Genomic DNA, 19,529 nt, shown 5'->3' with positions numbered 1-19,529 from the left:
TGTTTCTGAGTGGGTTCAGGCCGCGGCCTTGATGGGCGCAAAGGTCTTTGCATCATCGATTCGCAGAGTGGCGCTGACGCTGCCCGTGCGACCGTCTTCAAACTTGACCACTGTTTCAATGAACTGCGACGTCTTGCCGGTGTAAAACCCATCGATCAAGGCGTCGTACTTGTCCGCAATGAAGCCGCGACGAACCTTGTTGGTACGGGTCAACTCGCCGTCATCGGCATCCAGTTCTTTATGCAACACCAGAAAGCGGCTGACCTGCGAGCCGGCCAACATGTTGTCCGCACTCAAATCAGCGTTCACCTTTTCGACGCACTCCTTGATGAGTTCATACACCTCAGGTTTCTGCGCCAAGTCGGTATAACCGGCATAGGGCAGGTTGCGTCGTTCAGCCCAGTTGCCCACCGCGTCGACGTCAATATTGATCATGACGCACACCTTGTCGCGACCATCGCCATAGGCGACCACTTCCTTGATGTGTGGGAAAAACTTGAGCTTGTTTTCCACGTACTTCGGCGCGAACATGGCTCCGTCGCTCGGTCCACCCTTGATGCGGCCCACATCTTTCACCCTGTCAATGATCTTGAGGTGACCATGGGCATCCAGAAAGCCGGCGTCACTGGTGTGGTACCAACCGTCGGCGCTCAGCACTTCGGCTGTTGCTGCCGGGTTCTTGAAGTATTCCTTCAGCAAACCTGGAGATTTGACGAGAATTTCGCCGTTGTCAGCCACCTTGATTTCGACCCCCGCACAAGGCACGCCCACGGTGTCGGCCCGCGCTTCATGGTCTGGTTGCAGGCAAACAAACACCGCAGTCTCGGTGGAGCCATACAGTTGCTTGAGGTTGATGCCAATCGAGCGGTAAAAAGTGAACAAATCTGGGCCAATGGCCTCGCCTGCGGTATAGGCCACCCGCACCCGGCTCATGCCGAGGTTGTTGCGTAAAGGGCCGTACACAAAAAAGTTGCCCAGCATGTAGAGCAAGTTGTCAGTGAACGACAACTGTTTGCCATCCATTCTGGTGGGGCCCACCCGCTTCGCCACACTCATGAAGTAGTGAAACATACGGCGCTTCAGGGCGCTGGCGTCTTCCATGCGAATCATCACGCTGGTGAGCAAGCCTTCAAAGACGCGGGGCGGGGCAAAGTAGTAAGTGGGGCCCACTTCTTTCAGGTCAATGGTGACCGTGGCCGCCGACTCGGGGCAGTTCACCACGTAGCCACAGTGCAACCACTGGGCGTAGCTGAAGATGTTTTGTCCAATCCAGGCCGGTGGCAAATAGGCCAACACCTCTTCGGCGTGTGTCAACTTGTCAAAGTCGGCACCGGCTTGGGCGCGGTTCAACAGGGAGTAGTGGGTATGCACTACGCCTTTGGGATTGCCGGTGGTGCCTGATGTGAAGAACATCGCCGCCACATCGTCGACCTTGATCTCACTCACTTGAGCCTGAAGAAAGCCGGCGTGCTGTGTGGCAAAGGCTTTGCCCGCAGCAATCAGTTCATCCACTCCAGCCAATCCGGGTTCATCGTAATTACGCAAGCCACGCGGGTCATCAAAGAAGATGTGCGCCAACTGAGGACACTGCTCGCGGATCTCCAGGAGCTTGTCGACCTGCTCCTGGTCCTCGGCAAAGGCAAAGCGAACTTCGGCATTGTTGATGGGGAAGATGCATTCCAGCGCGGCGGCATCTTGGTACAGGGGAATCGGAATCGCGCCCAAGGACTGCACAGCCAGCATGGTGGCGTAAAGCCGAAGCCGATTGGAGCCGACCACCACCATGTGCTCATTGCGACGCAATCCAGCCTGGTGCAATCCACTCGCGATGTGCTCCACCAGAACGGCCAGATCAGACCACGTCAAAGCCTGCCAGATGCCGTACTCTTTTTCGCGCATGGCGGGTTCGAGCGGCCGCTGTGCGGCGTGGTTCAAAAGAAGTTGAGGAAAAGTGGTCTGCATCCCTGTGCCTTGTCTCAAGTGAAGGCAACCGGATCAAAAAGTCGTTCGGTTGCGTTGATGGCGTCAATAATAGGACGTCATTTGACGCTTTGTTGTCATTTCGACGACAATTCAGACCATTCTCGGTAGGTGTTTTCCCTTCACTTATTGAAGACTTACAGCCCATACCATGTCCGATAACACCCTGTTTCACCGCCGCCGCTCCCTCACTGCGCCTGAGTTGGCCACCATTCCGTGGATTGCTGTGTTGACGCCAGTGGAGCGTCAGCGCGCCGAGGAAGACTTGAAGATTTCCGACGCCACGCCAGGGGAATACCTGTGCCGCACTGGGCGACCGGTGACCTACTGGTTTGGCGTGGTGGATGGGCTTCTCAAGATGAGCAGCGACAACGCCGAAGGCAAAACCATGACCTTCACCGGCGTGCCGCCGGGCGGCTGGTTTGGCGAAGGCACAGCCCTCAAGCGGGAGACCTACCGCTACAACATTCAGGCCCTGCGCAAGAGCATGGTGGCCGGCCTGCACGTGGACACCTTTCATTGGTTGCTCGATCATTCGATTGGATTCAACCGCTTCGTGATGAACCAGCTGAACGAGCGCTTGGGTCAGTTCATCGCAGCGCGGGAAATCGATCGGATGACCAACCCGGACATTCGTGTGGCCCGCAGTTTGGCCTCGTTGTTCAACCCGGTTCTTTATCCGGGCGTGGGAGCCGCCTTGCGCATCACCCAGCAAGAGTTGGCCTACCTTGTGGGCCTGTCTCGCCAACGGGTGAACGAGGCGCTAACCAACCTCGCCAATCAGGGCTGCATCCGTGTCGAATACGGCGGCCTTCGGGTGCTGGACCTGCACGCCTTGAGGTCTAATTTATTTTTATGACAAATCAACCACTAGCCCTTGTAAAATAAGCGCAAGCAGCTACCAAATTTATAGCAATGACTGATTCAAAGCCAACTCCCACTTTCCGCCGTGCGGCCCCTCCTCCCAGCCGCGCCGCCGTGCCTGCCGGGCAATCCAACACGGCCGCCACCGGCCCCAACGGCACGCTGCGCTTGAACAAGCGCATGGCCGAACTGGGCATGGCCTCAAGGCGCGAGGCCGACGAATGGATTGGCAAAGGCTGGGTCAAGGTGAACGGCGAGGTCGCCACCATGGGCATGCAGGTCTTGCCCAACGTCAAAATTGAAATCACCAAGCAGGCCCAGGGCCAGCAGGCCAATCAGGTCACGATTCTGATCAACAAGCCATTGGGTCTGGTGAGCGGCCAGGCCGAGGACGGCCACGAGCCCGCCATCACCCTGGTGCAACCCCAGAACCGCTGGACGGATGACAACGCCCGCTTCTTCTTTCACCCCAGCCAGCTCAAAAGCCTGGTGCCCGCAGGCCGCCTGGACATTGACTCGACCGGCTTGCTGGTGCTCACCCAGGACGGCCGCGTGGCGCGCCAGCTCATTGGCGAGGACTCGGAGATGGAGAAGGAATATCTGGTACGCGTGGTGTACACCGGCGCCGAGAATTTGGCCGCAGCCAACAGCGCCGCCGCAACTTATGGCGGCAAAGTCACCCAACTCAGCCGCATTGACGATGACGACCCGGTGAGCACCGATGTGCAGGCGGTTTTCCCGGCGGACAAACTGCGATTACTGCGGCACGGACTGTCGCTGGACAACCAGCCGCTGAAACGCGCCAAGGTGGAGTGGCAAAACCCGGAGCAGCTTCGCTTTGTGCTCACCGAAGGTAAGAAGCGCCAGATTCGCCGCATGTGCGAGTTGGTGGGCCTGAAAGTGGTGGGCCTGAAGCGGGTTCGCGTGGGCCACGTCATGTTGGGCAACCTGCCCGTTGGCCAGTGGCGCTACCTGCAACCGCACGAGCGCTTCTAAAACAGAATTGCACCCGAATCGGGCTAGATGCGCCCCTCTAGCGCAAGCACGAACAGACACTGACAATGGGCCGGCGCACTGCGACCTCACGTCCGGTGCGCCTCAACCATGGCCAAGCCTCCCTCCAAAAACCCGCTGAAACACCTGCAACCGTCCGATTTGCGGGGTATTGCCCAACTGGCCACTGAGGCCACAGCCGGCGTCACCCGCATCGCCGAAGGCGTTCACCAGTCCGTCTGGCGCACGCTGGGCGCCCCCAGCGGCGCAACGCCAAACCAGACCCGTGGACTCACGGGGCTGGTCTACCAAAGTGTTCAAGGGGTCACCCAACTGGTTGGCAAAGGCGTCGATGCCGCTTTGGCAGGAGTTCAGTCGCTGCTGGCCAAAGGCAACCCAGACCGCCCCGCCAGCCCCGAACGAGAAGCCGTCGTTGCTGCACTCAACGGTGTCCTGGGCGACCGACTGGTGACCAGCAGCAATCCGCTCGCCACCGCCATGAGTTTGCGCCACCAGGGGCTCGCGTTGGACTGGCAAGCCATGCCACCACGGACTGAGGTCACGGGCAAAGTCTTGATTCTGATTCATGGCCTGTGCATGAATGACCTGCAATGGCAGGTGCCCGCCGGCGGATCCGGATCAGACCATGGCGCAGCCCTTGCAGCCACGCTGGACTACACCCCGATTTATGTTCGTTACAACACCGGTCGCCACACCTCACAAAGCGGACACGAATTGGCGGCCCAGCTGGAGCAACTGGTGATGAACTGGCCGGTCCCGTTGGAAGAGCTCACTGTGGTTGCGCACAGCATGGGGGGGCTGGTGACGCGCAGTGCGATCCACTCGGCCCGACAAGCAGGCCTGCGCTGGCCTTCAACACTCAAAAACATCGTTTTTCTGGGCACGCCCCACCACGGCGCCCCGCTGGAGCGCGCGGGCAACTGGGTAGACGTGATTTTAGGCAGTACGCCCTACACCGCGCCCTTTGCCAAACTTGGCCAATTGCGCAGCGCGGGCATCACTGACCTGCGCTATGGACACGTGCTGGACGCCGACTGGCAGGGACATGACCGCTTTCAGCGCAAGCCCGACAGTCGCCAACTCCTTCCCCTGCCCGAGGGCATTGCCTGCTTTACCTTGGCCGCCACCACTGCCCCGCAGCGCGGCTCGCTGGCTGACCGCCTGATTGGCGATGGCTTGGTGCCCCTGCACAGCGCCTTGGGTCAACACGACGACCCGCTGCGAACGCTCTTCTTTGCCAAGCCCAACCAATCCATTGCCTACCGCATGAACCATTTGGCACTGCTGAACCACCCCACGGTCACGCAGCAACTGCTCAAGTGGCTGACGCCCGAGGTCAAGTCGGATTGATCTTGGTGGGCTCCTGCCCACTGTGCGGCAGTGGCGCCAGAGCGCCTGGCCTCTTGATTTCAGGCCATGCGGCCATAATTGCGGGTTCGACCACCCGGTTGGGTGGCATTGTTATTTGTGCAACCTGTTGACCATTGAATCTGGATATTTATGACCAAGCAAACCCATTCCTTTCAGGCCGAAGTGGCCCAGTTGCTGCACCTGGTGACCCATGCGCTGTACTCCAACAAAGAAATTTTCATGCGCGAGCTGGTGTCCAACGCCTCGGACGCGTGCGACAAGCTGCGATATGAAGCCATCAACGACAGCGGCCTTTACGAAGACGCCCCCACACTGGAAGTGCGCGTGTCCTTTGACAAGGACGCCAAGACGCTGACCATCACCGACAACGGCATTGGCATGAGCACGCAAGAAGCCATTGATCACCTGGGCACCATTGCCAAGAGCGGCACCAAAGACTTCGTGAGCAAGCTCTCAGGCGACCAAAAGTCTGATTCGCAGCTGATTGGCCAGTTTGGTGTGGGCTTTTACTCGGGCTTCATCGTGGCCGACAAGATCACGGTGGAATCGCGCCGTGCGGGCATGCAGACCTCCGAAGGCGTGCGCTGGATCAGCGGCGGCGCGGGCGACTTTGAAGTCGAATCCATTGATCGCCCCGCACGTGGCACCAGCGTCATCTTGCACCTGCGCGACGACGCTCTGGACTACGCCAGCGCCTGGAAGCTGAAAAGCATCATCAGCAAGTACTCGGACCACATCAGCCTGCCCATCTTGATGGAAAAGGAAGAGTGGAAAGACGGCGAACTGATCAACCCGAGCGACGAAAACGGCGGCCGCCAGCCCGGCGCCATGGTCAAGACGGGCGAGTGGGAAGCCGTCAACAAGGGCAACGCCATCTGGGCGCGCGCCAAGAAAGACATCAGCACAGAGCAGTACGACGAGTTTTACAAACAGATCAGCCACGACTTCGAAGCGCCGCTGGCCCATACCCACAACCGTGTGGAAGGCAGCACCGAATACACCCAGTTGCTCTACATACCCGGCAAAGCGCCGATGGACTTGTACAACCGAGAAAAATCGGCCGGGGTGAAGCTCTACGTGAAGCGCGTGTTCATCATGGACGACGCTGAAGCCCTGCTGCCCACCTACCTGCGCTTTGTCAAAGGCGTGGTTGACTCCGCTGACCTGCCCCTGAATGTGAGCCGTGAGCTGCTTCAAGAAAGCCGTGACGTGAAAGCCATTCGTGAAGGCTGCACCAAACGCGTGCTGGGCATGCTGGAAGACCTAGCCAAAAACGACAAGCTGCCCGCAGCCGGTGCCGATGGCGTGACCGACACCACCGCAGGGGTTTCTGATGTCTTGAGCGAAGAAGACAAGGCCGAAGCCGAGAAAAACGCTGGCAAGTACACCAAGTTCTACGCCGAGTTTGGCGCGGTTCTGAAAGAAGGCCTGGGCGAAGACTTTGCCAACAAAGACCGTCTGGCCAAGCTGTTGCGCTTTGCTTCCAGCACCACCGACTCGGTCAACGTGAGCTTTGCCGACTACAAGGCGCGCATGAAAGCAGGCCAGGACGCCATCTACTACATCACCGCCGACACGCTGGCCGCCGCCAAGAACAGCCCGCAGCTGGAAGTCTTCAAGAAAAAAGGCATTGAGGTGCTCTTGATGACCGACCGCGTGGACGAGTGGGCGCTGAACTACGTGCAGCAGTTTGACGACACCCCACTGCAAAGCGTGGCCAAAGGCGCGGTTGACTTGGGCAAGCTACAAGACGAAGACGAAAAGAAGGCCGCTGAAGAAGCTGCCGAGACCTTCAAGCCCTTGTTGGCCAAGCTCAAAGAAGCGCTGAAGGACAAGGCCGAGGACGTGCGCGTGACCACCCGCCTGGTGGACAGCCCCGCCTGCCTGGTGGTGCAGGACGACGGCATGAGCACCCAACTGGCGCGCATGCTCAAACAAGCCGGCCAGACCGCGCCTGAAGTGAAGCCTGTGCTGGAAGTCAACGCCGACCACCCGTTGGTGAAAAAGCTGGAGGGCTCGGTTCACTTCAACGACCTCGCCCACATCCTGTTCGACCAAGCCCTGTTGGCCGAAGGTGGCATGCCTGCCGATCCAGCCGCCTATGTGAAACGCGTGAACGCTTTGCTCGCTTGATTTTGAAAGAAATCAGGCGCTAGCACAGACGAGATAAGCGGGAGTAGCTACTAAAAACATAGCTACATTAACCATCCAACCCACTCAAAAAGCTCCATCGCCGTCAAGGCCATGGAGTTTTTTTCGCTTTGGCGGGTCTTGATGAGCGCCGGTCCAGCGGAATCATCGGTTGTTCAATTCAGATGAACCGCTTCTTTGCGGGCGGAAGCGGTCATGGGGTTTTTCGTAGTGGGTGGTCTTTGAGACTGACTGCTGCCACGCAAGTCCGGCGGTTCACTGACCGTTGCCGCCGATACCGGACAGTGATTGACCCACGGATCCGCCGGCTGCTGTACCGCCGAAGTGCCGTCACGCGTAAGACGTCCACGTCACCGCAACAAGCGAGGTTTTAGTAGGCAGAAAGCTTGCGCAGCTCGCTTGTGGCCTGCTCGAAAGTGGCGCTCGTCGAACCTATCCACATCTGGGCGGCGGTGCCGCCAATCAAAATGGCCCAGCCTATGGGGTTGGAGCCATACACCAAGCCTCCCACCAGCATGCCGCCGCTGAGCAGCAACCGAGCGGACGCCTTTCTCTTACCCGACTTGCTGGTCTTCGCTCCCACCAATAGCCCCTCCAGCACGAGGGATGCGACCCCAACCACCGGGCCTCCAATTCTGACAAAGCGCAAAAGCACCGACGACGACTTCGTCTTCGCGACGTAGGCATAGTCCTTCAGTGGCACGAACGGCAAGAACGAGTCTGCCGCCGAGATCAGCGTCAAGGCCAAACCGGATCCCTCGAGCACGGTACCGACGATCGTCGCCGTATCACTGGGCTCCTTGAACAGATGCCGAACCCGGATTCCAAACGACAACAGAGAAAAACCGGCAGCACCAGCCATGATCACCTGTTGTCCCCATACCGGTTTCGTTTCCACCAGCCTGTAGGACTGCAGCCGCGGAGTCGGGGAGCGACGCGCAATCTTCTGTCGGGCGTCGTACTGCAAAAGCGATACTCGTCGAGCTTCTGCGTGCTGCAGGTACTGAGCATCTTGCAGCATCGAGCCGAACTTGCCCAGGATCTGAGCCAACACCGCGGGCTTGACTTTCGTACTGGCCAGAGCGTCGAACGCCGCCTCCAGCTGCTTTACATAGAAGGCAAACCGCTCACTATCCGACATGATGCCTGCGTCCTCAGTGCGCTGCACCGCCATCAGGAGCTGGTGGATTACCTGCTGCGTTAGCCTGAGCTCATCACCAGTCCGTTGGTGCCCGTCGACGATCCGGAGATACAGCTCGAGTCGGACCTCGACCGAAGCAACCTTGAGCAGCACCGCGGCAACCTGCCCCACAACCGCCAACGACGCCTCGACCTCAGCGCTGCGCGGGATGGGTTCATTGATCACCATGCTGGCCAGAGTGGATCGCTTTCGCGACCGCGGGCGCTGCGACTCAGCCCGGAGTTGAGCAGCGAAACGGACACCCGCTTCGCTATTGAGCAGGCGGACAGCGACCGTCGCATATTCGCGGCAACGCTCCGGTGACTCCAGCGCTTCCAGATACGAAAGGAACTCCTCTGAATCGATGAACTGGTAATACTCCTCCATCACCTTGTTCCAGAGCGCCACTCTTGTCGCCAGAGCTCGACTGTCTTCGCTGAACTCGACATTGAATGCCTTGACGCTTCCGTCGAACGTCCTTCGGATCGATGCAAACTCACTGGCCGAGAGATCGCCCTGTGCCAGCTCTAGGGCTACGGAGCCATCGGCACCTATCTCCATCTCCAGCAGGCCAAGACTCAGACTGCCCGTGATCAACGATGCATCCTCTGACACAATATCTGAATAGGTGGCGAGACTCTTCGTCGCCTGGTCGATGCTTCGTTCGAGTTCGGCGACCCGTGTTTTTGTCGCCTTGTCGAGTCTGACGCTGATCGCCTCGACCTGTGCTCGCCTGACCACGTTGAATTGCCGAACCCGGTTGTTGTAGTCTTCGGGTGATAGCCGGGCTCGACCTGTGTTGGCGGTAGCAAATGCATGATCGAAGGCGACAGCGAGATCACCCAACAGGCCGTCAGCCGCGCCGCCCTGGAGCGGCGTGAACGAGCGGTTACCGATGCGCTCATCTCGCTCGGGGTTGAAGCTCTCTGACGGCTTCATACCTCGAAAGAACCTGAGCCGGCCGCCACCTTTGACCACCGCCGCAACCCGTTGGTCAAACACCAAGCCAAGTCCGCCGGAGCGTGTTTCGTCATAGACCTTGATCGATACGGCATTGCGCCGGTCGAGCGTCAGTCGGCTTGGGATCTTGATCTGCCCACGATCGCCTGCGGGCACGGGCTTGAAGAAAATATAGCCACCAGTGCTTTTGCCGTAGCGTGTCCCTTGATCGCCGATGTATGTTCGATGCGTGGCGCCGTGTACCGGCTTGTCCATCTTCGGGTCAAGAACACTGGCTTCTAGTTCGTCCCGCAATCGCTTCGCGGTCTTCATCTCTCCTGCCCGCCGGATCCGGTCGTTCAGGAGCGGGTCGCGCGTCGTCAGCAACTCATCCAAGTCTACAACGTCGTCACCATCGCTGTCACGTAGCCGGTACGGTTCGGACAAGACACTGCCCAGGTATATCGACTTGAGCGCATCCGGAACGACGTTCGAAGCAAACTCCTGAGGAATGCTCGAATTCCATCGCGGGGCGTGCGCGAAGGCGCGAAAGAGATCAAACAGGATGGCCTGAGCCTGCTCGGGGGTGAGGATATTCTTCTCGAACTGCCTCTCGATGTCCTCCAGCACAGACCGGAACCCCACCAGCAACGCTGACCCGCTAAGGTCATGGGCAAGAATATTATGAGTGCCACGGGACAAGTCGCGCATAGCTGTATCCAGTCGCAACTCGAGAAGGACCTTCGCGATCGCCTGTCTGGCGATGAAGTCATTGCCGCGCAGCGCGTAGACACTCAGCACTGTCATCCAAGGTTCTCCTTCTCAGCCTCTTTTGCGCACGATTTCAGGTAGCTGAGCCTGGTGGACACACCGCGCAGCCCTTACAGCAGGTCGTTCAAGCTCGAATTGATGGAGATATCAAGTGCACTCGTCGGAGTGAACTCATACCAACGCCCAATGAGAACGCCGCGCTCTCCAGCTTCAACAGCTTCCTCGTCGTCGTTGTCAGCCGGGTTTGCCGCCGGGATGCCCGGGTAGTTGGTCTCGGCGTAATTCCGGATCTCATCGGCGATCGTCAGATACGGATGCGTGCCCGCGCCGGGCAGGACAAGCTCACCGAACGCACCGGCCTCCATCAGTTCGGTGAAACTGCGCTCGTATCCCTCGCGAATGGTCAAGACGACCCGGGCGCTTCCAGCCCGCAGAAACTCCTGATGCCGAGCGTTCGGATGCTGCATAAACAGCTTATGTTGCCAGCTCTCGGGTGAATCCCAGAAATAGGGGTAGGTGAAGTAGAGAATACTCTCCCACTCGATGGCCTGGTGAATGAACTTGATGAACTCGCCGAACTTCAGCACCCGCTCCCACGAGTTCAGAGTCGTCGGCACCGGGGTCTCGAAGTCGCGCCCGCTATCCAGGGCGTCAAACAGTTCTTGAATGGTTTCAGGCACGAGCGTGAATTCGGGCCCGAATAGCCAACGCAGCACCGCCTTCATGATCTCTTCGCGCTCCATTCTGCGCAGAGTAAGCGCGTCGACACCGGCGACTGCCTTTAGCAAACCATCGCGCTTGTCGATCAGCCGCTGCCGTTCGAGATAGAACGACTCTTCCGCACTGCGCCGCATCGCCTGCCAAGTATCCGATTGCCAGCGCTTCAACGCCGAAGGCGTTGGCGATACCTCCAGGCTTGCTTGCACAAAGCCCGATCCAATGTTCTCGGTCACATAAACGACCGGGAGACGACCTGACTCTCCATGCAGATGTTTGAGCGAGCTCGTGTAGCCGCCTCCAGAAGTAACGGGACCAACCTCGTCCCGCTCGACATCAAAGTGTGGGGCGGGGCCTGCTGCCCAGTGTCCAAAGTTTGCTTGTACGAACCCATTGCTCACTACGTAATCGCGGTCGACGTCAAACTCAAGCGCTTGCCACTCGGGTCGTTTCGATTCATCCTTGGACTTCATTGGCAAAGCGGCACTCTTGTGCATCGCGAAGGGCAGCGGCGGGCCATTGACAGTCGCTCCATACTCAGCCGCGTATGCATGCCAGGTGTCAGGGCGAATCGCATCTACTGGTAGCGAAAACTCGAACGGGGAATCGATCTTGCCATCGAGATCCCTGATCTCGCCGAGACGAGTAGCCAAATCGGCACCGGGATTTGGAATCGCAATGTCGTACGTCATCCGCAGCCCGTAGCGCCGGAGCTCGACCTTCCACTTCCGCATGAGCTGGTAATACTCAACCCGCATCACCTCGGTATCACTGGGGTTCGTCAGGACACGCACTTCCATGTCCTCGGTACCGACGACCGACGACACCTTGAAACTCTGCTTGTGATCTCGCTTGGACCGGGCAGATGCCTTGCGAGTCATGGCGATGCTCTGATTTCGGCTGTCCTTTTTCGCCAACTCGTTCTCGGAGTTGGCCTCGTAGTTGACAGACGCGCTCACCCCGTACCCCGAGTAGTTCGCAGACAGAGAGTAGGCCGAGGCATGGCGGGTCTGGGTCGCGGTCGATTGTGCGAGTTCACTCTTCTCAGTCACACCCTCTTCACTGAAGTCCTCGAACACATCTTGAATGAGCTTCTCGAACTCCTCGGTTCGAATCGACCACTCGCGATGGCTGATATTCACCGTCTCACTCGGCGCCAGGGGCACCGTATATACGAGCTCGCCCCGCTCGAGTCCCACCGGTGTCATCTCGAGTCGCTCAAGGTGGAGGCGGCCAACCGGGTCAATCCGCATTCGGTCCTCGAACCCGGACGTCGCATCCAACGCGGACTTCTCGGCAGCTGCGAGGAGATCGACGACAACCGCCCGCTGCCGATGCGCATCGAACAGCGACGTTCGGTTATCGGGCACGCTGCTCCCGACGAATTGCGCGAACACCTCCTGGACCAGCTCGATCGACGCCGGATTCGCCGACTCTGCCCAACGCAGCGCCTGCGCCAAGCCGCCCGCACGATCATCCCCGATCGGGCGCTCGGCGACATCCGGAGTGCGACTGTCACTCGCCACCGTTCGCAACGACACGCCACTGTTTGCGACTGCATGCGTGTTCTTGAGCTGGGCCCGATACCAGGTCGTGATTTGTTCGAGACTCGCCACCAAGTCTTGGCGAAGTTGCCGCCGGCCGCTTGAGACAAGTCTTCCGAACTCGACCAGAGGTGCGACTCCGAACGGAGCGAGGCGGGCTGCGGACCGCATCGCAGATGGCGCTTCTTCGACCAACGCCACTGCGATATCCCGAATCGCCGTCAGATCACTGGCCAGCTTTTGGTCTCGGGTCTTTGAAATCCGGTCCGACAGACCCTTGAGCTCAACACGCCTGAGTTCTAGCGAACGAAGATAGTTCAACTTGTCCCAGACTCGGGTCGGGATGTGTCGCGGATCGGGGGTTGGCTCAACCGAGCGTTCACGCTGAATTGGGACATAGGTGGCGGTATGTAAGCGCCGCCGAGAATTGGAAAGTTCAGGCATGGTTGAGTCCTTTCCGGCCAGCGATGGCCGTTTCGCTGTTTGCCCCTTTTAACGATCAGCGAGAAGGCAGGAAAGCGAGCTCACATCTAGAAGTCCAGGACACATTCTGTGTAAGGGATGACAATGCGCCTCACTAGAGCATTTGTCAATGTGCAGTCATGTCCAACGAGGTTGGCGTATCGCAACCGGGCTTACGCCCCGGTATTCGCGGAATATGAAAAATCGAGCGCTTGCTCTTTCAATGCTGCCTCAAGCCTGACGGCCAACGCGGCCAACGCGGCCAACGCGGCCAACGCGGCCAACGCGGCCAGGGTAAAGGCAATGTTGGGAGGTTTCATGGGCCCCTCCGGGGCAATCAACTCAGGTCGAGAAACCGTCGTCAGTGGCAAGAGAGATCATGAAATCACCAGCGCGAGCATCACGATTTGCCCTTGCCAAGGTGTTGTCAATTCCTCACTTAAAAAAGGCGCGGAACCAATGACTTGCTCCGGGCAAGGAAACCGCAATCTTCTTCCGGATTGGGTCTAGGGCTCCAATTGGCGCCCTCGGTCCGCAGACTTTCGGCTGGCGCCAACCTACGGGCGTGCTGGCGAGATGAGTTGTACCTTGAAACAATCCATCGGGCACGCGAGGTTGTTAGCCCCGGTCGAAGGCTAAGCGCTGCGAATCTGACTTTAGAAGGCGCTGGGTGAACTACCGCAAGGGATTTCAGGGAGCCAGCCAACTTGCGCGAAAGACGATGGTCAGACATCGAACTCCAGTTCCGCCGTTGCAATAACGTCCGCACGAGGTCATCTCCTCCAACAATCCGCTTTTGCGCAAAAAGTTGGATTGCGATGCGGAAACAGCCCGGAGCCCACGCCACCATTGATCCCGACCCGCTCTTGGACCAACAGCGCAATCAACTCAGCGCTGAACCAACAAAGAGGCGCACTGCATGCAACCGATGCCAGATTCAGGGAATACCCTTAGCAGCATCACCCTTTGACTGAAACCGCAACAATCGACACCCTGAATTCAAGAGGTGAGTGGGTATGGATCGTTTGTTGTCAATGCGAGTCTTTGAACGGGTGATCGACGAGGGCGGGTTTGCTGCGGCCGCGCGGGCTTTGGATTTGTCGCCGGCCGGTGTGACTCGACTGGTGGCTGATTTGGAGACCCACTTGGGCACGCGTTTATTGCACCGCAATACCCGGCGCCTGTCGTTGAGCGATGCGGGTGAAGCCTACTTGAGCCGGGTGCGCGGCATTCTGCGGGACATTGACGACGCTGACGAGGTGGCCAGCGCACACACGCACGAGTTGTCAGGGGTATTGCGTCTGCTGGCACCGCCGGTGCTGGCCAGTCACATCCTGTCGCCGCTGGTGGCGGGGTTTCGCCAGCTTTACCCCAAAATTCAGCTGGATGTGGAGGTGGCGACCTTCAAGGAGCCGCCGGTTGAGGACTACGACATCACCTTGTTTGGCGCCCCGGACGGTTATGACGGCGACATCATTGCCCGCAAAGTGGTGTCTGGCGAGGCGATTCTGGTGGCTTCACCCGCCTACCTGAAACAGCGAGGAACGCCTCAAACACCCGCCGACTTGTCCAGCCATTGCTGCCTGCGTCTGAGAGTTGCTGGTTCGTCCCCTACCGAATGGCGCTTGATGCGAGGCGACCGCCCTGAGGAGCCGGTCGTGATCGCGGTGACGCCCGCCCTGCTCGCCAACCACACAGACACTCTCTTGCGGGCCACAGTGGATGGCGCGGGGATCACCTCGGCGCCCGTGGATTTGGTGGCCGCCAATTTGGCCAGTGGCGCCTTGGTGCGCGTGCTGCCGCAATGGATCACCGGCCGGTTCAGCCTGTACGCCGCGCTGCCCAGCCGCCAATTTTTGCCCAAGCGCAGCCTGGTTTTTCTGGACTACCTCACTGAGCAAACGCAGCTGATGGTGGCCGCGGCGTTGGCGCAATGCACCCCTGCCGCAGCGCCCGCCCTTTCAGGCGACGCGCTCCAGCGCCTGTGACAAGTCGTCGATCAGGTCGTCAGCATGCTCCAGTCCGACGGACACGCGCAACAAGCCTTGTGGCGTTTTGCTCTCAGGGCCTTCGATGGACGCGCGGTGCTCAATCAAGCTCTCTACCCCGCCCAAGCTGGTCGCGCGGGTGAAGATTTCAACGTGCTGTGCCACGCCCATCGCGGCGTCTTTGCCGGCCTTAACTTCAAAACTCAGCATGCCGCCAAAGCCGGACATCTGCTTCTTGGCTAACGCGTGAAAAGCGTTGTTCTCCAGGCCGGGGTAGTGCACGGCTGACACCTTGGGGTGGCTGTCCAGGAACTGGGCGACCTTCATGGCGTTGGCGCAGTGGGCCTGAATTCGGTACGGCAGCGTGGGCAGGCTGCGCATGACCAACCAGCAGTCAAAGGGCGAGGGCACACCGCCGCCAAACAACTGGGCAGTGCGCACTTGGGCAAAGGCATCATCATTCAATTTGGACACCACGGCGCCGCCCAGCACGTCGCTGCGCCCGCCGAGGTACTTGGTGGTCGCGTGCATCACCATGTCACAGCCCAGCTCCAGCGGGCGCTGAAGCACGGGGGAGGCAAAGGTGTTGTCGGCAATGGCACGCGCGCCCGCTTGGTGGGCCATGTCCGCCAGCGCCACGATGTCCACACATTGCAGCAAGGGGTTGGACGGGGTTTCGATCCAGACGATGCGGGTGTTGGGCTGCAGAGCGGCAGCCACGTCGTCCACACGGGTCATGTCGACAAAGCTGGCGCTCACATTCCATTTGGCAAACAGGTGTTTGAGCACGTTGGCCGTGCCGTGGTAGGTGTCGCGCGGGGCCAGCACATGGTCACCGGGCTGCAGGCCCTGAAAAATGGCGGTCACGGCTGCCAGCCCGGAGCCAAAGGTGGCACAGGCCTCGCCGCCTTCCAGCGCCGACAACGCGGTCTCCAAGCCGTTGCGATTGGGGTTGCCGTTGCGGGAGTACTAATAACCGCGGGGGTAGCTGCCGTCCGCCTCGCGCTCAAAGGTGGTAGACAGATGAATGGGGTCGACCACGGCGCCGGTGGCGGGATCCACACCATGACCGGCATGCACGGCCAGTGTTTCGAATCGGTAGGTTTTTTCTTTTTTCATGTCGGAATGGGATTCGTTAGGGTTTGAAAAGTGAGCGGGGACACCGCGCGCGGGGCCATTGACCACTGTATGCCGGGTTCACCCAAATATTTTGCCTTGATGAGTGCCAAAAACCGGCTGACGTGGTTATTTTCTTCATTAAAGCGCCGTTAGTGAGAAGTTTTCTCCTGCGCCCGACAAGGTGACAATGGCGTTTTCAAACCCACTTATTTTGAGAGCCTTTTCATGACCACTGCCTTGCGCGTTGCCGCCCTCACAATGGCCTTGCTTGCCACCCCACTCACTTTCGCGCAGGACGCGCTCTCTGCCGCGTCGGCCAAGGAAGCCGGCGCCGTGGTCACCGCTTCTGGCCTGGTGTACCGCTCGCTCAAAGACGGCGCAGGCACCAGCCCCGGCGCGTCGGACAAGGTGAAGGTGCACTACCGAGGCACGTTTGCTGACGGCAAAGAGTTTGACAGCTCCTACAAGCGCGGCGAGCCCATCGAGTTTCCCTTGAATGGCGTCATCCCATGCTGGACTGAGGGCGTGCAGCGCATGAAGGTGGGGGGCAAAGCCAAGCTGACTTGCCCCGCCGCCATTGCCTATGGCTCGCGTGGTGCCGGCGGCGTGATTCCACCGAACACCACCTTGCTGTTTGAAGTTGAGTTGTTGGGAATTAACGGCAAATAAGCCCCATCGCCCTGCCCGCCCGAGCCCTTGGCTCAGGGTGCGCTGCAGGCAATGTTGACGATGCGCCCAAAGACGGGGTTTTGCGCCACGTCATTCCAGCTCATGGGCCCGTGGTCAAAGTGAACTTGTTTTTCTTCGCCATCCACATCGGGATGGTGCGATGAATAGATCAAGCGCACCCGCCGCCCCCGGCAGTCAATTTCGAGCTGGTCTTTGGACGAGCGGTAGCGGCGGCCCTCGGGCGTGATGCGGGGGCTGACGTACTCGCGCAAAACCCAGATCATCAAGGTCCCTGCCACTTTTTTGGACATGGCCGTGTCCAGGTAAAACACCGTCGTCTCAGTGATGGCCACCTTCACCCAGTTGGCCTGGGCCTGGCTGCACCCCAAAGCCAGCATTGCCCAAAGTGCCCATTTTTTAGTCATCGTCGCAATTCCGTCTCGCATCGTTCTTAACCCTTACACCACCAGCGGGTCTTCCTGCATGGCCTCCATCTGCTCTTCGAGCATTTGCACCTGCCCTTGCCAATAGTCACTGGAGCCAAACCAGGGAAAGTTGATGGGAAAAGTGGGGTCTTCCCAGCGCCGTGCCAGCCAGGCGCTGTAATGAATCAGGCGCAGCGTGCGCAGCGGCTCAATCAGCGCCAGTTCGCGCCGATCGAAACTTCGAAACTGCTCGTAGCCGTCCACCAGCGCACCCAACTGGCGGCTGCGCTGCGAGCGGTCACCGCTGAGCAGCATCCACAGGTCTTGCACGGCCGGGCCGGTGCGGGCGTCGTCCAGATCCACAAAGTGGGGGCCAGGCCCCGCGCTGGCGGGCGACTCCAGCGGCGTCCAGAGGATGTTGCCCGGATGGCAGTCGCCGTGCAGTCGAATTTTCTGAACAGGCTCAGAATATGCATAATTTTGGCTGGTAGCGCCCGTCAGATCTGCGTAACCAGCTATCAAATCAAGAGCACTTTGAGAGGCCTTGGTCCATGCCGACTGCACGTCCAAAGGCACTTTCTCGTTGGCGAGCAACCAATCGCGCGAGGCCACACCAAAGGTGGGCAGATTGAGCGCGGGGCGGCTGGCGAATGGTTGGGTCGCGCCCACGGCATGGATGCGCGCCAAAAAGCGGCCAATCCACTCCAGCACGTCAAAGTCGTCCAGCTCCGGCGGGCGTCCACCCCGGCGCGGGCTGACGCTGAAGGCAAAGCCGCCAAAGTGATTCAAGGTGCTGCCCTGAAGTGCAAGTGGCCCCACGACAGGGATTTCGGCGTCCATTAACTCGCGGGAGAAGGCGTGCTCCTCCAGAATCTGCGCCTCGGTCCAGCGCTCAGGCCGGTAGAACTTGGCCACCACGGCCTGACCGTCTTCCAGATGGAGTTGGTAAACGCGGTTTTCGTACGAACTCAGCGCGATTTGACGGCCGTCGCCATAGAGGCCCACGCTGGCGAGCGCGTCCATGACAACATCGGGCGTGAGAGATTCAAAAGCATGGGCGCCGCTAGGCAGAGGGGGCTGTGTCAACATGGCTCCATTGTCGCTTTGCCACAGCCCCGCGCCTTGCCACCTAGTTAAGCGAGAGGATATAGCCCAAACGGGGATCGTTGCCACCAGCCAGCACCTGCTTGTAGGCGGCCGCCACGGAGGCGGAGCCCTGGTGGTAATCCACAGTCATCCACGGCGCCTCCGGGTTGGCGGTGATGGCCACGAACGCCCGCCAAGCCTGCACCAGGCGCCGGCCGAGTTCCTCGCCACCCCACTCCCCGCTTCGCTTCTTGATTTGAGCCGGCGCAAAGAACAGGGTCGCCTTAGGCCCGGGCAAATCTTTGCCACCGCCCAGTTGCGTCACATGGGTGCCACCAATGGCGCAGCTGTACTTCAACTGGGTGAATCGTGTATGAATGGCCAGGCGCAGGCCGGCATTGCCGGCAAAGTCCACATACACACAGGGCGAGTCGGCCGAAATCTGGTCGAGCTGCTCGTACGTCAACACGCGGTGGTAACAGCCCAGACTTTCGCAAAATGCCACGTTGCCCTCGGACGTGAGACCCACAACCTCAATGCCTTCGCGCTGCGCCATCTGAAACGCCGTGCCATACGCAGTTTTGCTCGACGCACTGGACAGCAGCATGACGGCGGGCGGCCCACCTTCTGCCTTGGCTCCAAAGTAGTTGTTGTCTTCCATGAAGTCGTCAATCAACCACGAGGTGACGAAAAGCGGTCTCAACAACGCCTGCGTTTCCTCGGTGTCGGAGGAGTAAAACGGGTCCGAGTTGCAGCGCAAGTAGCGGTTGTACACCGAGTGCAGGCCGGCCCGGTGCTCGGCCCCGTCATCAAAACCGGACAAAGACAGCCGCGTGGGCGTGAGCACCACGCTGCTGGACATGGGGTAGTAGCCATACAGCTTCTCGCCCACAGTCACCTCAGGGTGCTGCGACTCAAGCACGGTGCCAAAACCCCAGACGGGAATGCGCCCGAATATGGCGCCATCCGATGCGCTGACCGGGAAGAACGACCAATAGTGCATGGCGTCGCCAAACGCCGCATAGGTGATGTTGTTGGCGGTCAATGCGAACTTGTCAATACGCACCCGGATTTCGCCGGTGTTGAGTGCGACGTCTTCGCTGCGGCGAAGTTCTGTGGTGCTGAGTTGGTCCTTTCGAACCAGAAGGTCAATGGTGCTCATGGCCGCACAATAAACGAAACGGCCCACCCCGACAATCGGGATGGGCCGCCAAGGTGACAAACCACAAGACAGGAGCGCCGCAGCGTC

General features: G+C 59.5%; 15 protein-coding genes. 6 read left to right on the top strand and 9 right to left on the bottom strand.

The features are described from left to right. Nucleotides 1–15: 15 nt before the first annotated feature. Nucleotides 16–1,962, bottom strand: coding sequence for a long-chain fatty acid--CoA ligase (locus tag J8G15_RS18350; protein WP_210544027.1), 1,947 nt, complete (start codon nucleotides 1,960–1,962; stop codon nucleotides 16–18). A gap of 169 nt (nucleotides 1,963–2,131) precedes the next feature. Here J8G15_RS18350 and J8G15_RS18345 point away from each other — a divergent pair, with 169 nt between their 5' ends. The 4 genes from J8G15_RS18345 (at nucleotide 2,132) to htpG (ending at nucleotide 7,362) form a co-directional block, all read left to right on the top strand. Continuing rightward, nucleotides 2,132–2,839: a Crp/Fnr family transcriptional regulator gene (locus tag J8G15_RS18345; RefSeq protein WP_210544025.1), complete on the top strand. Its 708-nt coding sequence runs from the start codon at nucleotides 2,132–2,134 to the stop codon at nucleotides 2,837–2,839. A 56-nt stretch (nucleotides 2,840–2,895) separates the two neighbouring features. Continuing rightward, on the top strand, nucleotides 2,896–3,840 hold the full coding sequence (locus J8G15_RS18340; RefSeq protein WP_210544023.1) for a pseudouridine synthase: 945 nt from the start codon (nucleotides 2,896–2,898) through the stop codon (nucleotides 3,838–3,840). 108 nt (nucleotides 3,841–3,948) lie between these two features. Continuing rightward, complete coding sequence (locus J8G15_RS18335) at nucleotides 3,949–5,208, top strand: triacylglycerol lipase (RefSeq protein ID WP_210544021.1); 1,260 nt, start codon at nucleotides 3,949–3,951, stop codon at nucleotides 5,206–5,208. A gap of 150 nt (nucleotides 5,209–5,358) precedes the next feature. Then, on the top strand, nucleotides 5,359–7,362 hold the full coding sequence (htpG, locus tag J8G15_RS18330) for a molecular chaperone HtpG (protein ID WP_210544020.1): 2,004 nt from the start codon (nucleotides 5,359–5,361) through the stop codon (nucleotides 7,360–7,362). 388 nt (nucleotides 7,363–7,750) lie between these two features. Here htpG and J8G15_RS18325 read toward each other — a convergent pair whose 3' ends face one another. The 3 genes from J8G15_RS18325 to J8G15_RS18315 all read right to left on the bottom strand — a co-directional run bounded on the left by J8G15_RS18325 (nucleotide 7,751) and on the right by J8G15_RS18315 (nucleotide 13,313). Beyond that, nucleotides 7,751–10,306, bottom strand: a complete 2,556-nt coding sequence (locus tag J8G15_RS18325) for a hypothetical protein (protein ID WP_210544018.1) — start codon at nucleotides 10,304–10,306, stop codon at nucleotides 7,751–7,753. A 74-nt stretch (nucleotides 10,307–10,380) separates the two neighbouring features. After that, nucleotides 10,381–12,975 (bottom strand): hypothetical protein, encoded by a 2,595-nt coding sequence (locus tag J8G15_RS18320; RefSeq protein WP_210544015.1) that lies wholly within the window; start codon nucleotides 12,973–12,975, stop codon nucleotides 10,381–10,383. Nucleotides 12,976–13,166: 191 nt separating this feature from the next. Further along, complete coding sequence (locus tag J8G15_RS18315) at nucleotides 13,167–13,313, bottom strand: hypothetical protein (protein ID WP_210544013.1); 147 nt, start codon at nucleotides 13,311–13,313, stop codon at nucleotides 13,167–13,169. Nucleotides 13,314–14,009: 696 nt separating this feature from the next. Here J8G15_RS18315 and J8G15_RS18310 point away from each other — a divergent pair. Continuing rightward, nucleotides 14,010–14,981, top strand: coding sequence for a LysR family transcriptional regulator (locus J8G15_RS18310; protein ID WP_210544011.1), 972 nt, complete (start codon nucleotides 14,010–14,012; stop codon nucleotides 14,979–14,981). Here the strand turns inward: J8G15_RS18310 and J8G15_RS18305 are convergent. Both J8G15_RS18305 and J8G15_RS21715 read right to left on the bottom strand, forming a co-directional pair. After that, on the bottom strand, nucleotides 14,955–15,905 hold the full coding sequence (locus J8G15_RS18305) for a PLP-dependent aspartate aminotransferase family protein (protein WP_240538364.1): 951 nt from the start codon (nucleotides 15,903–15,905) through the stop codon (nucleotides 14,955–14,957). The two genes, J8G15_RS18310 and J8G15_RS18305, sit on opposite strands and share 27 nt — an antisense overlap. Before the next feature lie 45 nt (nucleotides 15,906–15,950). After that, nucleotides 15,951–16,100: a hypothetical protein gene (locus J8G15_RS21715; RefSeq protein ID WP_240538363.1), complete on the bottom strand. Its 150-nt coding sequence runs from the start codon at nucleotides 16,098–16,100 to the stop codon at nucleotides 15,951–15,953. 225 nt (nucleotides 16,101–16,325) lie between these two features. Between J8G15_RS21715 and J8G15_RS18300 the strand changes: the two genes are divergently transcribed. Next, the gene (locus tag J8G15_RS18300) at nucleotides 16,326–16,769 is read left to right on the top strand and encodes an FKBP-type peptidyl-prolyl cis-trans isomerase (protein WP_210544009.1); all 444 of its coding nucleotides are present in this window, start codon (nucleotides 16,326–16,328) and stop codon (nucleotides 16,767–16,769) included. Between the two features lie 32 nt (nucleotides 16,770–16,801). Here J8G15_RS18300 and J8G15_RS18295 read toward each other — a convergent pair whose 3' ends face one another. The 3 genes from J8G15_RS18295 to J8G15_RS18285 are packed head-to-tail and all read right to left on the bottom strand — an operon-like array spanning nucleotide 16,802 to nucleotide 19,442. Further along, nucleotides 16,802–17,194: a surface-adhesin E family protein gene (locus J8G15_RS18295; RefSeq protein ID WP_210544007.1), complete on the bottom strand. Its 393-nt coding sequence runs from the start codon at nucleotides 17,192–17,194 to the stop codon at nucleotides 16,802–16,804. A gap of 33 nt (nucleotides 17,195–17,227) precedes the next feature. After that, nucleotides 17,228–18,283, bottom strand: coding sequence for a serine/threonine protein kinase (locus J8G15_RS18290; RefSeq protein ID WP_210544005.1), 1,056 nt, complete (start codon nucleotides 18,281–18,283; stop codon nucleotides 17,228–17,230). Nucleotides 18,284–18,323: 40 nt separating this feature from the next. Next, nucleotides 18,324–19,442, bottom strand: coding sequence for a DUF2855 family protein (locus J8G15_RS18285; RefSeq protein WP_210544003.1), 1,119 nt, complete (start codon nucleotides 19,440–19,442; stop codon nucleotides 18,324–18,326). Between the last annotated feature and the right edge of the window lie 87 nt (nucleotides 19,443–19,529).

The sequence above is a fragment of the Rhodoferax sp. PAMC 29310 genome (assembly GCF_017948265.1).
Classification (GTDB): domain Bacteria; phylum Pseudomonadota; class Gammaproteobacteria; order Burkholderiales; family Burkholderiaceae_C; genus Rhodoferax.
Note: the sequence above shows the minus strand (reverse complement) of the source record. Positions and strands in the feature narration are given on the sequence as shown.